The sequence below is a fragment of the Bacteroides sp. AM41-16 genome (genome assembly GCF_003603495.1).
GTDB lineage: Bacteria > Bacteroidota > Bacteroidia > Bacteroidales > Bacteroidaceae > Bacteroides > Bacteroides uniformis.
On the sequence record NZ_QTNE01000001.1, the window covers coordinates 162,727 to 178,614 of the forward strand.

12 protein-coding genes are annotated in these 15,888 nt (G+C 49.9%); 7 read left to right on the forward strand and 5 right to left on the reverse strand.

The features are described 5' to 3' along the window. Window positions 1–240: 240 nt before the first annotated feature. On the forward strand, window positions 241–1,647 hold the full coding sequence (locus DW896_RS00915; RefSeq protein WP_117748784.1) for a sigma-54 dependent transcriptional regulator: 1,407 nt from the start codon (window positions 241–243) through the stop codon (window positions 1,645–1,647). Next, window positions 1,644–2,981, forward strand: coding sequence for a PAS domain-containing sensor histidine kinase (locus DW896_RS00920; protein WP_117748785.1), 1,338 nt, complete (start codon window positions 1,644–1,646; stop codon window positions 2,979–2,981). Before DW896_RS00915 ends, DW896_RS00920 begins: the two co-directional genes overlap by 4 nt. Here the strand turns inward: DW896_RS00920 and DW896_RS00925 are convergent. Then, window positions 2,974–5,127: an outer membrane beta-barrel family protein gene (locus tag DW896_RS00925; protein WP_119992847.1), complete on the reverse strand. Its 2,154-nt coding sequence runs from the start codon at window positions 5,125–5,127 to the stop codon at window positions 2,974–2,976. The genes DW896_RS00920 and DW896_RS00925 overlap by 8 nt on opposite strands. 201 nt (window positions 5,128–5,328) lie before the next feature. On the opposite strand from DW896_RS00925, the gene DW896_RS00930 reads away from it, so the two are divergent. The 5 genes from DW896_RS00930 to DW896_RS00950 all read left to right on the forward strand — a co-directional run bounded on the left by DW896_RS00930 (window position 5,329) and on the right by DW896_RS00950 (window position 10,146). Next, a complete protein-coding gene (locus tag DW896_RS00930) occupies window positions 5,329–6,900 on the forward strand; it encodes a sensor histidine kinase KdpD (RefSeq protein ID WP_117689311.1) in 1,572 nt (523 codons plus the stop codon). A gap of 73 nt (window positions 6,901–6,973) precedes the next feature. Next, window positions 6,974–7,693, forward strand: a complete 720-nt coding sequence (locus tag DW896_RS00935) for a response regulator transcription factor (protein WP_035448477.1) — start codon at window positions 6,974–6,976, stop codon at window positions 7,691–7,693. Window positions 7,694–7,714: 21 nt separating this feature from the next. Further along, window positions 7,715–8,521 (forward strand): hypothetical protein, encoded by an 807-nt coding sequence (locus DW896_RS00940; protein ID WP_008663564.1) that lies wholly within the window; start codon window positions 7,715–7,717, stop codon window positions 8,519–8,521. A gap of 100 nt (window positions 8,522–8,621) precedes the next feature. Continuing rightward, a complete protein-coding gene (locus tag DW896_RS00945; protein ID WP_119992720.1) occupies window positions 8,622–9,218 on the forward strand; it encodes an occludin in 597 nt (198 codons plus the stop codon). A gap of 25 nt (window positions 9,219–9,243) precedes the next feature. After that, the gene (locus DW896_RS00950; protein ID WP_119992722.1) at window positions 9,244–10,146 is read left to right on the forward strand and encodes an SDR family oxidoreductase; all 903 of its coding nucleotides are present in this window, start codon (window positions 9,244–9,246) and stop codon (window positions 10,144–10,146) included. A 52-nt stretch (window positions 10,147–10,198) separates the two neighbouring features. On the opposite strand, the gene DW896_RS00955 is transcribed toward DW896_RS00950, so the two are convergent. The 4 genes from DW896_RS00955 to DW896_RS00970 form a co-directional block, all read right to left on the reverse strand. Further along, entirely contained in the window at window positions 10,199–12,415 is a 2,217-nt protein-coding gene (locus DW896_RS00955; protein WP_009038490.1) for an AAA family ATPase, read from the reverse strand. 167 nt (window positions 12,416–12,582) lie between these two features. Then, entirely contained in the window at window positions 12,583–13,473 is an 891-nt protein-coding gene (locus DW896_RS00960) for a F0F1 ATP synthase subunit gamma (protein WP_008663556.1), read from the reverse strand. A 121-nt stretch (window positions 13,474–13,594) separates the two neighbouring features. Then, window positions 13,595–15,178 (reverse strand): F0F1 ATP synthase subunit alpha, encoded by a 1,584-nt coding sequence (gene atpA / locus DW896_RS00965; protein ID WP_085929908.1) that lies wholly within the window; start codon window positions 15,176–15,178, stop codon window positions 13,595–13,597. A 140-nt stretch (window positions 15,179–15,318) separates the two neighbouring features. After that, on the reverse strand, window positions 15,319–15,879 hold the full coding sequence (locus DW896_RS00970; protein ID WP_005829118.1) for a F0F1 ATP synthase subunit delta: 561 nt from the start codon (window positions 15,877–15,879) through the stop codon (window positions 15,319–15,321). Window positions 15,880–15,888 lie beyond the last annotated feature (9 nt).

Genomic DNA, 15,888 nt, shown 5'->3' on the forward strand with positions numbered 1-15,888 from the left:
GACGATAGAGCTTTTTTCGTTGCAAAGCTTATCTACGAATAATTCGCAATAACCATACCAAAACCATAAATATCTATTTATCAAATATTTAGCTTAAATACACTTACATAAAAATGCACGGTATCGTACACCAAATGCACGCTTCCGTACACTGTACTTTCAAAAAGTTTCTGTACCTTTGCCCATATCTGTAAGGAGAAGATGTTTTTTAATCTCTATCTAATCACTTAATTATCCGCAATGAAAAAAGGCAAAATACTGATTGTCGATGACAATGAAGATATCCTTTTCACTCTGAAGCTGCTGTTGCGCCCACTGGCAGAAAGCGTCACGCTCCTTTCCGACCCTCGGGAATTACTTCCCGTCATTTCCCGTACTCGTTTCGACGTCATTCTGCTGGACATGAACTTCCGACGGGATGCCGTCAGTGGAAAGGAAGGATTCCACTGGCTGGAAGAGATTCTAAGGTTGGACGCAAAAGCCGTCGTCATCTTCATCACAGCCTATGCCGATACGGAAAAAGCCGTGCAAGCCATCAAACAAGGTGCTACAGACTTCATTCCAAAACCGTGGCAGAACGAAAAACTACTGGCCACCGTGTCTTCTGCCCTGCAACTAAGTTTCAGCCGTACGGAAGTGGAAGCCTTGAAGAAGCAAAAGGAAAAACTGAAAAAACAGCAGGAGACCTTGAAAGGACAAGCCGGAACTCTCTGCATTCCTGCCGAACCGACAAAAGTAATCGGGGAGTCGGCTGCCATGCACGCCATTTTCCAGACCATCCGCAAATTTTCCGACACAGACGCCAACCTCCTGCTACTGGGAGAAAACGGAACGGGAAAGGATTTGATTGCCAGATATGTCTACGAACAATCGCCCCGGAAAAAGGAAGTGTATGTGCCGATAGACTTGGGAAGCATCCCCGAAACATTGTTCGAAAGCGAGCTCTTCGGCTATGAAAAAGGAGCTTTTACCGATGCGCGCAACGGTAAACCGGGACGGATGGAAGTAGCTTCGGGAGGTACCTTGTTCCTCAACGAAATAGGCAATCTGAAACTGCCGCTACAAGCCAAACTGCTCTCAGTCATCGAGCAACGGAGAAGTTCACGGATCGGCTCCACCGCTTCTTATCCGGTGGATGTGCGGTTGATATGCGCTACCAATTCCGACCTATACGCAGCTATTGACAAGGGAGAATTCCGCCAAGACTTGCTGTACCGCATCAATACGATTGAAATCCGTATTCCTCCTCTGCGTGAACGGGGCAATGACTTATTCCTACTGGCCGATTTCTTTCTGCAACGCTACAAGAAGAAATACAGGAAAGACCTTCGTGGCATTTCAAAAGAAGCACGCAAGCAGATGCAGCTTTATCGCTGGCCGGGAAACGTAAGGGAATTGGAACATGCCATCGAACGTGCAGTAATTCTTTCCGGAAGTACACTGCTGACTGCGGAAGACTTCAACCTCCGGAACAGGCAATCACAAGAAGCGGTCTCCGAAAGGGAAAGATACAATATAGAACGGATGGAAAAAGAGAACATCAACGAAGTACTCCGCATCTGTGGCGGCAACATCACGCTGGCGGCAGAAATGTTAGGCATCACAAGAACATCACTCTACAGAAGAATCGAGAAATTTAAGCTATGAAACAAACCTGGACAAAATCTCCCCTCTGCCTGACAATGGCCTTGCTGCTATGCTGCATAACCACCGCCTGCCTTGCCCTTCATGGCTTCTACATCAGTTTATGCATCTCCATCCTGCTAACGCTGGGCGTAGCCTATGCCATCTACCGTTATATTCTGCGTTCAGCCCGGGCTATGGCACAATTCATATGGGCTGTACGTTATTCCGAATTTCTTTCTTCTCCGATACAAGGCTGTGAAAGCCAACGTTCGCTGCCGCCGGAACTGCTGGCAGAGATGCAGGAAGCATTGGAGCACTACCGCCGTAATCTGCAAAAGAAGGAGAGTCGGCTGCAATACTTCCAGGCACTTGCCAACCACATAGACATTGCCATACTGGTCTATACCCCGGACGGAACTATGGAGTGGATGAACGAAGCGGCCAAACGGCTCATCGGCTCAAATACCGACAATATAGCCCTCAAAGTACCCAAAAGGATCGACGACCTTCATCCTTTCCACTCCGAATTGCCCGGAAAATTGTATAAGCTCAAGGCCGGTGACCTATCTGTCCTGCAAATTAAACGGAAAGATGAGCATATCCAACTTGCCCTCTCAGGTATGGAATTTACCATTCAAGGCAGACAACTCATCATCGCCAGCATGAAGAACATACACTCTGCCCTGGACAGCCAAGAAACGGAGGCTTGGCAGAAACTGATCCGCGTACTGACGCATGAAATCATGAACTCCATCACCCCCATCATCTCTCTCACTGAACTGCTGTCCAGACAGATAGAAGAGCTGAAGGGCGATGAGGGAACCAAATCCGAAATACTCCAGATGCTCCAGACCATCAGCCGACGCGGCAACGGATTGGTACACTTTGTCGGCAACTACCGGGAGGTTTCCCATCTTCCACAGCCCTTACTGAAACCACACACCGCGCAGGATATTCTGCAAGATACCCTGCAACTTATGCAAAGTGAACGGAACGACTTACAGCTCTCGCTTCCCAGAAACTCCCTATGCATCATTGCAGACAAAGCCCAGATTGAACAGATCCTTATCAACCTCATAAAGAATGCCCGTGAAAACGAGGCAGAACATATCGTTCTTTCCTCAGGCATCACTTCCACTGACCACCCCTACCTGCGTGTGGCAGACGACGGGACCGGCATCGAACCGGATGTACTGGAACGTATCTTCATCCCTTTCTTTACTACCAAGCCATCCGGTTCAGGAATCGGGCTGACCATTTCACGACAAATCATGCACCAGCACAACGGAAACATCACTGTCAGCTCTCACCTTGGAGAAGGAAGTACCTTCACGCTGCTATTTCCATCTATTTAAACCGCGACGTATCCACCGCCTCCCGTTGCTTCTCCTTATATCCTCCGAATTTATAGGTAAACGATACGCCGAATTCGCGGAAGCATGAGTAATGATTCGTCACATTCTGCGTCTGGAAGCGGATGCGGGGAGAAATCTGTCCCGTCTCAAAAATGTCGTTGCAGTAGAGGTTGAGGATGGCTTTGTTCTTGGCGAAGCCGTAGCGCAGGGCAATATTCACATTGCCCGACGTAGGCAGGTCGTAGATGCCCTGAATGGCTTTACTATGCACAAATCCGGTCACCGTCAGCTTCAAGTCGGGTTTGGTGGAGAGAGTAAAAGTATTGTTCATCTGGGCAATGCCATAGCATTGCTTTCTGTCGAAAGGAATATCCCAGAAATCACCATCCTTTTCGCGATGCCACAAGCCGATGAGGGTAAGGCGAGAATTCAACCAATCCTTCACCTTAAATGGGATAGAGGCTTGTATTCCTGCTTGTTGCTGATAATCAAAATTGAGTGTCTTGTAGATTTCAACCAGACGTTCGGAAGATTGGTAGAGCGTCTGTACGGAGTAGTCCTTGGTATGGTTGAACCAAGCGCTGAAGATGTATTTGCTCTTCAAAATATAGGTCATTTTAAGCTCATACTCTTGCGCCGGTTTCAGCAACGGATTACCATGCAGCTCAGAGTATCCGCCACCGATGTAAGAGACGGCATCCTGCACCGCCCAGTAGTCGGGATAGTCCTTGTCGCTGCTCAGAGAGAGCTGAAGGATATGTCCCGGTGACGGCATATAGTTCAAGTTGACGATGGGATACCAGTCCCACTGGTTCCAGACGGGAGTCTTGTAATGCTCCACAGCCAGGGAAGCGTCCAAAGCGAGTTTGTCGCCGAAACTCTTGCTGGAACCTGCATAGATATTCCAGGTCTGCTCGCGGCGGCGGGACTTCATATTGCTCAAGGCATCCGATGAGGTCAGTTGTCCGCCGGTTTCGGGGTCATAATAATATTGGTAGCTGTTGTCGATGCTGGTAGTATAGATGGCTCCGTAATTCAAATCCCAACCTTTTCCCAGACTGTGCTCCTGGGCCAGAAAGAATTTCCATCGGTTGATACGTTGGCAATCTTCGGTGTAGAAGTCGAGTTCCTCGTCCTGCATGCGGCTATGCAGCAACTGGTCGGACGGGGAACGGTAGTAGGTCAGTTCGGCACCGGCTTTGAGGCCGAAAGGGGTACGATAGTCCAGACGGCCGTTGTGCAGCCAGTCGGTGCTATTGCCATGAGTTGTGGACACCTGCGTGCCCGTCACGCCCTTCCAGTTGTGGGAGGTGGAATAGCCACCGTTATAGACGAAACTCAGCTGATGGTCCTTGGCGATGTTATAGTCCGCCCCTACCCTGAAATTATGGGTATGACTGCGGCCACGGCCCACCTCATATGTTGTCATGGGGTGAACCGAGCCGTCTGCCAGGGTGTGCACAGCCTCTTTGTCGGTAGTAGAGTAGCCCCGGCCATGGCTGTGCGAGTAAAGAAAATCTGCTGAGAATTTATTTTTGCTGAAGAGCAGGCTGGCGCGTTCCTCAAAGCCTTCGTTATGCTTCTGGCGATACTTGGCATAGAGTTCGCCTTGCCAGGAGTCTGGGCCGCCTGCCGATTGTTTCAAGGTGATATTGATCAGTGCGCCACGCACCTGGTAGCGTGCAGGGGCGTTGTACATCACTTCCGCCTTCTCTATGCGGCTGGCAGGGATGCTGCGCAGCAAGGAATAGAGCTGCTCTGTGCTGAGGGTGGTTACTTTGCCGTCCAGGATAACGGTGACTCCCTGGCCTGCCAACTGCAGCCCGCCATTCATCTCGATGACACCGGGAAGCTCTTTCACGGCATCGTAGGCATTGTCTACGGGGAGGTTCCGGATAAGGCGGGGCAGGTCGTACACCAGCTTGCCTTGCGCTGCCTTAACGATGGGGCGTTCACCGGTAATCATCACTTCCGGCAAGGTCTGATAAAGACTGTCCAGACGGGCATCGGTCGTAATAAGGCTGTCGGCGCTGAGGATGCGGTTGTCGTCCGCACCGGAGGTGGTTGCAGTGCCGTTGTTCTCTTGTGCCGAAAGGCTGATGCTCAAAGCACAGCATACAATAGGGAGTAAATAGAATCGTTTCATGTTCTTCTTTTTATTTATGTTTATATTCTTCTTCTGCAAATCTTCGTCTGCAAAGTACGGCAGAATCAGCAGAAACTTGTGTTATCAGCGGCTTACCAAGTGTTATCCAGTGTTATCGGGAGTGTTATTTAGTCTTATCGGATGATAGGGTTCACAATATTAATCTTACCTTTGTATGTATAAAAGTAACCGGAAACAAACATGAAACTGCCATTCAAATATATTGCCATACTTGTCATCGTCTCCCTGGCTGGCATCTTCGCCTACCAAGCCTACTGGCTGACGGGGCTCTACCATACCATGCACAGTGAAATGGAAAGGGACATCACCGAAGCCATGCGCATGAGCGACTATAACGAAATGATGATACGCGTGGATAAAATGAAGCAGGACGACATAAACCACGGTGAAGTCAGCGTATCAGCCGGATACAGCGATGACGGAAAATCATTTGTCCGTAGCAGTACCACCATCTCCCGTGAAGATTCTTTGGACAACACCACCCTGCACGAAACCTTCATGCCCAAAGGAGACAGTGTTTACGTGACCCACCCGAACGATTCAACCCGCGTGGAAGTCAGTGTCAGGGACTCGGACAGCTCTCCCCAATCCGCATTGAGTGCCAAAGGGGGACTGGATGTGATTTTGCGCGACCAAAACAGTATGCTGGAACTCGCCACCTACTTCCAGCGCGGACTGCATTCGGGACTGGACATCATTTCCGACCCCGACGTAATGCTTTATGACAGCCTGCTGACTTCATTCCTGCACGACCGTAACATCAATCTTCCCCATAGGCTGCTACATCTTCACAAAGGCAGTAAATGGGACTCTACCATTCTCTATATAGATACATTGGTAAACATCGGTACTCCCGGCTATGTGCCTACCTCAAAAGCTGTGGAATATAATTATTCTTTCGACATCAATACAAGTCAAAGCTACCGTCTCATCATGGAACCGGTCGGCATGCTGGTTCTGCGGCAGATGTCGGGCATTCTCACCACGTCATTCATCATCTTGATTGTACTCGCTTTCTCCTTCTGGTTCTTGATACGCACCATCTTGAAACAGAAGACACTGGAAGAGATGAAGAGCGATTTCACCAACAACATCACCCACGAACTGAAGACCCCCATCGCCGTAGCCTACGCCGCCAACGACGCTCTGCTCAACTTCAACCAAGCGGAGGAAAAGGCCCAGCGCGACAAATACCTGCGTATCTGCCAGGAACAGCTTCAGCGCCTCAGTGGACTGGTTGAACAGATACTTTCCATGAGTATGGAACGCCGCAGGACTTTCCGCCTGCACCCGGAGGAGTTTGCAATACGTGATATTCTGGAAACGCTCATCGAACAACACAAGCTGAAAGCGGAAAGCTCCGTCCACATATCGGTGGACATCGAACCGGAAGATTTGAGCGTACTTGCCGACCGCACGCATTTCAGCAACATCATCAGCAACCTGATAGACAACGCCATCAAATATTCGCACGGAGAAGCCGAAGTGGCCATCCATTGCCGCAAGGTAACCGTCGAAGGGCAGAATGAACAGACTGAAATCTCCGTCAGCGACCACGGTATCGGTATTGCTCCCGAGAAGCAGAAGCACATCTTCGACAAATTCTACCGCGTACCCACGGGTAATCTGCACGATGTGAAAGGCTATGGGCTGGGATTGTTCTATGTGAAGACCATGATAGAGAAGCATGGTGGCAGCGTATCGGTAAAGAGTGAGTTGGGAAAAGGAAGTACCTTTACGATAAGGATATGATAACATTATTTGTTAGGGTACTTTACATTACTTGTTAAGGAGCTTTACATTACTTGTAACAAAAGCGACAATTATGGAAAAGATAACCGTACTTCTGGTTGAGGACGAACAGACCCTCGCCATGATTATCAAGGACACATTGGAAGGGCAGAACTTCATCATCCACACCGCAGCAGACGGTGAAGAGGGATTGCGCAAGTTCTTCGACCTCCGTCCCGACGTGCTGGTGGCAGACGTGATGATGCCCCGCATGGACGGCTTTGAAATGGTGCGCCGCATCCGGCAGACCGACAAACAGACCCCGGTACTATTCCTTACCGCCCGTTCCGCCATCAACGATGTGGTGGAAGGGTTTGAGCTGGGTGCCAACGACTACCTGAAAAAGCCTTTCGGAATGCAGGAACTCATTATCCGCATAAAGGCCCTGGTAGGCAAAGCTTTCTCCTTTACAGAGGAAAAGCCCAAAGAAACTACCGTTTTTGAAATCGGTGACTACCGTTTCAATTCCGTCACTCAACGACTTGCTTTTGCAGGCACCCCGACTTCACCTAACGCGGATACGGAAGTGGAACTCTCCCACCGCGAGTCCGAGATACTGAAACGTCTTTGCGAGAACCGCAACCAGGTGGTCAACACCCAGAATGTATTGCTCGACCTCTGGGGAGACGACAGCTTCTTCAACTCCCGCAGCCTGCATGTGTTCATCACCAAACTGCGGCATAAACTGGCCGGAGACGAGCGCATCCGTATCGTCAATGTGCGGGGAATAGGATATAAACTAATAGTGAACTAAACTAAAACTAAACTACTATTTATGAAAAAGTTATTATTCATTACTTTTATCTGTTCCTCACTCTGCGCCTATGCACAGAGCGAGATTCCGGAAGACACAATAAAGAACCGGCCTCCCGTAAAGAAAGAGCAGATTCCCTTTTCTCCAAAAGAGAACAAGCGTACAGGCCTTGATGAAAGCCAGCCCCAACAAAGTCTGCAGGGCGAACAGCAGGAAGAGATAAATCTCCATCTCCCTCCCTCCGACTATGTGGAGCCCCTGCCCTGGACGGACATGAAGAAGATACACTTTCAGAAAAACATCTTTGAATGGGACTTCCAGCGTTTCGCCGATTTCCTGCTCTCGCCGGAAGTCGTACTGACGATGTACGGCAGCCATAACACCTATCCTGCAATGGGCTCCATCATGCAGGCTGGCGCAGGAGTTACTTATTACAGTCCCGACGGACATTGGGAATTGAGCGGCGGAGTGTATGCCGCCCACTATTCCATCTCCCAACCTTCATCCATTACCGGTGCCCAGTATGCCAAAAGGGATGCCCCCCGGGGTACTCAATGGGACATAGGCTACAATGCCTCCGTATCCTACCGCATCAATCCCTACATGCGTCTACATGCCTTCGGCCAGTATTCGGGCTACGGGAGAAGTAACTCCTTTCATGGATATATGAACCCGATGTATCCGCAAAGCGGTTATGGCATGGTACTGGAACTGAAAGTGACGGACTGGCTCGACCTCAACGGAGGGATGGAACGAAGATACGACCCCACTAAAATGAAATGGGTAAATTCGCCCATCTTCGCCCCTACCATTCGTATAAAGAAATAGAAATAATACAAAGATATTTCCGGAAATAGAGGGAAACGAGTATCTTTGTTCAGTCCGCCCCTATGCGGCAGACAGCAACTGAAATTGTGAACAAAGAACTATGAAACGAATCTTCTTCTGCATCATCATTTTACTTGCAGGCATGTCATCCGTCAGCGCACAGAACGGGATGCCTGCCGATACGGTACGTACTGCAGTACATGGCGAAGCGTCTCCCGAAGGCATGTCTCCGTCTGAAAAGGAGCTTCTGCCGGACGTGAAGAATTACGACGGCTTCCTGCTGGATATGGGGCTGATGAATCTGTCCACCCCCACTCTTCCCAAATTCACTTTGGAGATACCGGATGCCAGCAAAGACTATAGCCGCATCTTCCAGTTGAACCCGAACGTGACTTATTCACAAGGTCTTTCGAACATATTCTCACTCAGCAACTCTCGGTATTTCAGTTCGAATCCCTTCGGACTGACGGGCTTCTGGGGCTCTACTGACAACCTGCAAATGGGAAGTTTCACTTTGAAGAACGGCATGCGCATCCATACGTACGGCGAATATGACAAGGACGGCTGGAAAGTGCCCAACCCTTCCGCACTGCCTTGGGAAAAGAACAATTTCAAAGGGGCGTTCGAGCTGAAGTCTGCCAACGGAGCCTTTGGCATACGCATCGAGGTACAGCAGGGCAGACACGTGCCCTATTGATGCCCATCACTTAACAACAGAATCAATGACAAGAAAGAAAATACTGGTGATAGGCGCCAACGGTTTTACCGGCAGACGCATCCTGGATGATTTGTCCCGCAACTTGTCTTACCAGACAACGGGCTGTTCCCTGCACGACGACATCTGTCCCCATTCGGGCGACTATCGCTTTATCCGTACGGATATATGCAACCGCCAGGCGGTGAAAAAGCTTTTCCAGGAAGTACAGCCGGATGTTGTAATCAATACCTCCGCCCTCTCCGTCCCCGATTACTGCGAAACGCACCATGCAGAAGCGGATGCCGTCAACATTACTGCCGTGAAGCATCTGGCAGAATGCTGTGAGGCGGGAGGCAGCCGTTTTATCCATCTTTCCACCGACTTCGTTTTCGGTGGTGATACGGACCGACCCTATACGGAGGAGGATATTCCCGCTCCCGTTAATTATTACGGCTACACCAAACTGGAAGGTGAGAAACGTATCGCTGCCGTTTGCAGGGATTATGCCATCGTGCGCGTAGTGGTGGTGTACGGTGCCGCCCTGCCCGGACAGCATGGAAATGTGCTCCAACTGGTGGCAAACAGATTAAGGAACAATGAGGAAGTGTTCGTCGTATCCGACCAATGGCGTACGCCCACCTTCGTGGGAGACGTGTCGCAAGGAGTGGAGAAGCTGATAAGTCATCCGCAAAACGGTATCTATCATCTCTGTGGCAGCGAGTGCCTGACCATTGCAGACATCGCTTATCGGGTAGCGGACGTATTGGGGCTGAATCGCTCGCTCATCCGTCCCGTCACCACGAAGGAGATGAACGAAAAGACACCACGTCCCCGTTTCAGCGGGCTGAGTATAGAAAAGGCACACCGGGAACTGGGGTATCAGCCGCGCACGCTGGAGGAAGGAATAAAGCAGATGTTCGGATGGTAAATGATGCAGTCGGATGGTAAATGATGCAGGTTGAGGATGGCAGCAGATTCGACTACAGCAACTCCGGCTCTGCCAGTCCTTTCTCTTTGCGATACACACGTACCATCTCCAGAATCACATCTCCATATTTCTCCGCCCCTTTCTTTCCGAAATACGGAATGCGTACAAGCATAGCCTTATCCGAAGGAAGCAGATTGCTGATACCCAGAATTGCCTTCTGCTGAATGACGGTGTATACGGGCAACCCCAACGCGGAAGCTTCTGCATTGCGCCATGCCACCAAGCGGTTGTAAAGTTCCGGATGCAACACATCCGTGGGTACTTCAACAGCCGCAGCATCGCGTTTCCGCTCACGCGGACGTTTCTCTTTATCAGCCTGCTTACTGCTTCCCTGCCCTTCTTTGGCAGCGGCACTTCTCCCTTTGCCTTTACCCTTCTGCAAAGCCGAATCATCAATGGAAAGCAGTGCTTTCTGCTTCAAGTATTCTGCCACATGGAAACCATTCTCCAGCACATAATCCAGCAAATCAGTCTTCAAGTCAAACATTTCCTCCAGCTCCTCCATGGCATCCCGGAGCTTCTTCTTCAACTCTTTATTATCAGAAGTTACCGCACTCGCCATCACCGCATCCAGCGGTTGCAACTGCTCTTGAAAATAAGTGGCGGCAGCGTGTATGCGCCCCTGCAAAGTCGGGTCGGCTGCATAGTCCTGCGCAGTATCAATCAGGCGGGTATACTGGATACCGAACTTCTGGGCCACTTTCGTCACTTTGTCGTGAAAACGTTCCACTTCCTCCTTGCAGGCTGCGAGTTGCTTGGGAAAGAGCTTGTACAAGTGTTCGTCTATCAGCCGCACATACCGCCGCAAAGCCTGCTCCATGGGCTGGAAATCGAACAAGCCCGACAGCAGTTCCAGGAAATAGGTCTGCTGCAAGGAACGGAAGCGTTTCTCGTCCGGCTCGTTTCTCCGTGCCTCCATCGTGAAGGTATCTACTGCATGGTCACTGATAACGGCCTTTGCAGAAAGCGGGGCACTGAGCACCACTCCCTCCAATGTCTTGCAGCGGCTCAGAGCCACATAGGTCTGCCCATGCGCAAAGGAGGCACCGGCATCAATCACGGCACGTTCAAACGTCAGTCCCTGGCTTTTGTGAATGGTAATCGCCCACGCCAGCTTCAGCGGATATTGCCGGAATGTTCCTTCAATATCTTCTGTAATCTCCTTGGTTTCCTCATCAAGCACGTATTTGGCATTCGTCCACTCTTCCTCCTGAAGTAAGAAGGTAGCGTCGCTTCCCTTACTGCGCACTTCAATTCCATCTGCCGACACGGCTGTCACCTCTCCAATCATGCCATTGTAGTAACGGTGCTCACCGGAGGTGTCGTTCTTCACAAACATTACCTGGGCACCGCGTTTCAGTTCCAGTACTTCATCCGTGGGATAGGAATATTCGGGAAACTTTCCGTCAATCTTGGCACGAAAGGCATACGAGCGTCCCGGAAGTTGTTCCAGCTCATGGTCATTAATCCGTTGGGCCTGATAATTGTGGGTCACCAGGCGGATGTATCCTTCTTCTTTATCTGGTACGAAATTGGGAATATACCGGCGGTTCAAGGCTTCCAGCACTTGCCCGTCACAACGGTTTTCGCGAATGCGGTTCAGTAATTCAAGAAAAGTCCCGTCGTTCTGCCGATAGACTTTCTTTAGCTCTATGGTGCAATATTCCGTCTGCTTCAAGGCCTGGCTGGAGAAGAAATAAGGCGTGTCATAGTATTTGCGCAGCATCTGCCACTCATCGTCTTTCACTACGGGAGACAGCTGCTGTAAGTCGCCAATCATCAGCAGTTGCACGCCGCCAAAGGGTTTGTTCCGGTCGCGGAACCGCCTCAAGACGGCATCCACCGAATCGAGCAAGTCGGCACGGACCATACTGATTTCATCGATGACCAATAAATCTATGCTGCGTATAATGTTGATTTTCTCTTTCCCGTAACGAAAACGGTAGGTTGCCTTGCCATCTGCGCTGAATGAGCTTTCGGGCACATAAGGAGCGAAAGGTACTTGGAAAAAGGAGTGGATGGTGACACCGCCTGCATTGATAGCGGCAATTCCCGTCGGTGCAAGTACAATCATCCGTTTCGGACTCTCTGCCCTCAGTTTTCGCAGGAAAGTTGTCTTACCGGTACCTGCCTTGCCGGTCAAAAAAAGATGAGTGCCTGTGTTTTCAATGAATTGCCATGCAAGCGCTATTTCGGGATTATTCTCCATTGATATGTTTATTATTCAACCAATCCGCTCTCTCTCAGAATGATACGGATTTCATCAGTAGCCATATATGATAATAGGACAAAGATAGCGGTTATTTCGTTATCCTTGTCCTATTATTCCATTTATTTGTACCCATCCTGAGAAAGCCCTTTACGGGGCGATCCGGGCTATTTCAAGCTACCGCCGATAATATCGAGCAGCTCATTCGTAATGGCCTGCTGACGGCTCTTGTTATACTGTTTCGTCAAATCTTGAATCAACTCGTTGGCATTATCTGTCGCCGTCTGCATGGCTAGCATACGGGCAGCATGTTCCGAAGTATTGGAATCGAGAAGCACGGTAAATATCTTCTGACTCAACACTTTTGGCAGAAGTTCCGCTATCAGTTCACCGACGGAAGGTTCCACAATGTAATCATTATTAAAACTGCGGGCATCCTCCGGTACATCTTCTGCCGCCTCCTGCGCTACTTGCGTCAGGTCAATGGGCAGATAATTCTCGCGGAGCAGCACCTGCGAACCCATCGATTTGAAGTGATGGTAAATCAGCTCCACATGGTCAATCTGCTTTTCCACAAACTCATGCATCAACTTCTCTGCCAGCTCATACGCTTCAACGTACGAAGGCTTGTCTGCCATCACCTGGTAGCTGCCTTGCGGCACATATCCCATTTTCTTGACGGCTTCCTCCACCTTTCTCCCAACGGGATATATCAGAATATTCTCCTTGCCCAGCGACTGGTAATCTTCCAAAGTCCGTTCCAGCATCTTCGCCACATTCGAGTTGAATGCACCGCACAAGGAACTATTGGACGAAAACGCCACGACCGCTACCCTCGTCACGGGTCTTTTCTCGGTATAGGGCGACTCGAAGGAAGCATCCGTACGCAGAAAGTTCGTCAGAATCTCATTCAGCTTCCGTTGATAAGGCAGCATATTCTCAATCCGCCCCTGCGCCTTATGCAGTTTGGCAGATGCCACCATCTTCATAGCCGATGTTATCTGGCGTGTACTCTTGACGGAGCTTATTCTATTTTTTACCTCTTTCAGTGAAGACATATATCTATTTACGATTTAATTATTTACGATTTACGATTGAAGTTACTTTTGCTTGCAGCCGATTTACCACTTACCATATAGAGTAGCCCCAATCGTAAATCGTAAATCGTCCAATCGTAAATTACATGAATTGCCTTGCAACCGCCTCTGCTGTCTCCTCAATCTTCTTGCAGACATCGTCATTGATGGCACCCGTCTTTAAAACGTCGAGTACCTCCATGCGATAGTTCATCTCAAGAGACTCAAGGAAGTTGCGTTCAAACTCGCTGACCTTGTCCAAAGGAACATTCCTCAACAAGCCGTGCGTGCCGCAATAAAGAATGGCAATCTGCTTTTCTACCGGCATCGGGCTGTATTGGGGCTGTACCAGCAGGCGTGTATTCTTCTGTCCCTTGTCGATGGTCAATGCCGTCACGGGGTCCATATCGCCACTGAACTTGGTAAACGCTTCCAGCTCCCGGTACTGTGCCTGGTCAATCTTTAATGTACCTGCCACCTTCTTCATAGCCTTGACTTGGGCATTACCACCCACACGGCTCACAGAGATACCCACGTCAATGGCCGGACGGTTACCCTGGTTGAAGAGGTTCGTATCAAGGAATATCTGCCCGTCAGTGATTGAAATCACATTCGTTGGGATATAGGCGGACACGTCTCCTGCCTGAGTTTCGATAATGGGCAATGCAGTCAGCGAACCGCCACCTTTCACCTTGCCTTTCAGACTGTCCGGCAGGTCGTTCATCTCGCGTGCCACTTCCTCCTGGCTGATAATCTTCGCCGCACGTTCCAACAAACGGGAGTGCAGATAGAAGATATCACCCGGATAGGCCTCACGTCCTGATGGACGGCGCAGAATCAGAGACACTTCACGATAGGCCACCGCCTGCTTGGACAAGTCGTCATAGACCACCAACGCATGACGGCCGGTATCACGGAAATACTCTCCGATGGCAGCCCCTGCAAAGGGAGCGTAATACTGCAATGCAGCCGGGTCTCCCGCCGTAGCAGCCACCACAATGGTATAGTCCATCGCACCGTACTGGTGCAGGGTATTCACGATAGAGGCAACGGTAGAACCTTTCTGGCCAATGGCTACATAAATGCAATATACCGGATCGCCAGCATCAAAATTGGCACGCTGGTTGATGATGGTATCGATGGCAATGGCCGTCTTACCGGTCTGGCGGTCACCGATAATCAGCTCACGCTGTCCACGGCCGATAGGTATCATGGCATCCACAGCCTTCAGACCGGTCTGTAGCGGCTGATTCACCGGCTGACGGAAGATAACTCCCGGCGCCTTGCGTTCCAGCGGCATTTCATAAAGTTCTCCGCCTATCAGTCCTTTGCCATCGAGCGGCGCACCCAGAGGGTCTATTACACGGCCCAGCATACCCTCTCCCACCATGATGGAAGCAATACGCTTGGTACGCTTTACAATGAAGCCTTCCTTGATTTTATCCGTAGGGCCAAGCAACACAGCACCCACATTATCCTCTTCGAGGTTCATCACAATGGCCTTGATGCCGTTGTCGAACTCCAACAACTCGTTGGCTTCGGCATTGCGCAACCCATAGATACGGGCTACACCGTCACTGACTTGCAGTACCGTGCCAATCTCGTCCAACTGTACGCGGGTGTCAATCCCTTCCAGTTGCTTGCGGAGAATATCGGAGACTTCGCTTACTTTTATATTTTCAGACAACATCTTAGTATTTACTATTTTACAATTTACAATTTACTATTTACTATTTGAAAGAACCCGAATCATATACTGTTTGACCTCTACAACTTACGCATCACAAGACTATTAAATAAGTAAATTGTAAATTGTCAAATCGTAAATCACACGATTCTTCTATTCTTATCAATGAACTGCTGTTTCACTTTCTTAAGCTGCGTAGCAATACTGGCATCCAGACGGAAGTCGTTGATGTCGAAGATAAAACCACCTTCAATGGAGGGATCCACTTCAGTCTGCAGCTCCATGCTGGCATGCAGCAGGGAGGAAGCACTGTCATGGATGCGCTCCCGCACTTCCTGGCTGACGGGAACGGCTGTTATCAGCTTTCCTACACCGATATGCTTGTCTTTCCGGTACAAATCCAGAAAACTCAGGCAGATGTACTGGAGAAAGTTTTCCCGCCGGTTCTTCAACACCAGGGTCATGAAACGCGCAAACTCACGGCCCGCAGGAGCATCCCCCACAGCAGCGGTACAGATAAGTGTTAACTTCTCACGTATCGTCAGGATGGGGTTTTCCAATGCCATGCGCAAATCGGGATGTTTCCTGAAGCTACGGTCGAGCATACAAAACTCCTTGTACAGAGTATCTTCTGCCCCCATGCTCTTGGCATATTCCATCAATGCTTTCGCATAACGCATCGAAACGATTCCTATATCCATTTCTTTGAG

Coding starts and splice junctions, on each gene's coding strand:
- DW896_RS00915 (WP_117748784.1), top strand. CDS start 241: ATGAAAAAAGGCAAAATACTGATTGTCGATGACAATGAAGATATCCTT.
- DW896_RS00920 (WP_117748785.1), top strand. CDS start 1,644: ATGAAACAAACCTGGACAAAATCTCCCCTCTGCCTGACAATGGCCTTG.
- DW896_RS00925 (WP_119992847.1), bottom strand. CDS start 5,127: ATGAAACGATTCTATTTACTCCCTATTGTATGCTGTGCTTTGAGCATC.
- DW896_RS00930 (WP_117689311.1), top strand. CDS start 5,329: ATGAAACTGCCATTCAAATATATTGCCATACTTGTCATCGTCTCCCTG.
- DW896_RS00935 (WP_035448477.1), top strand. CDS start 6,974: ATGGAAAAGATAACCGTACTTCTGGTTGAGGACGAACAGACCCTCGCC.
- DW896_RS00940 (WP_008663564.1), top strand. CDS start 7,715: ATGAAAAAGTTATTATTCATTACTTTTATCTGTTCCTCACTCTGCGCC.
- DW896_RS00945 (WP_119992720.1), top strand. CDS start 8,622: ATGAAACGAATCTTCTTCTGCATCATCATTTTACTTGCAGGCATGTCA.
- DW896_RS00950 (WP_119992722.1), top strand. CDS start 9,244: ATGACAAGAAAGAAAATACTGGTGATAGGCGCCAACGGTTTTACCGGC.
- DW896_RS00955 (WP_009038490.1), bottom strand. CDS start 12,415: ATGGAGAATAATCCCGAAATAGCGCTTGCATGGCAATTCATTGAAAAC.
- DW896_RS00960 (WP_008663556.1), bottom strand. CDS start 13,473: ATGTCTTCACTGAAAGAGGTAAAAAATAGAATAAGCTCCGTCAAGAGT.
- DW896_RS00970 (WP_005829118.1), bottom strand. CDS start 15,879: ATGGATATAGGAATCGTTTCGATGCGTTATGCGAAAGCATTGATGGAA.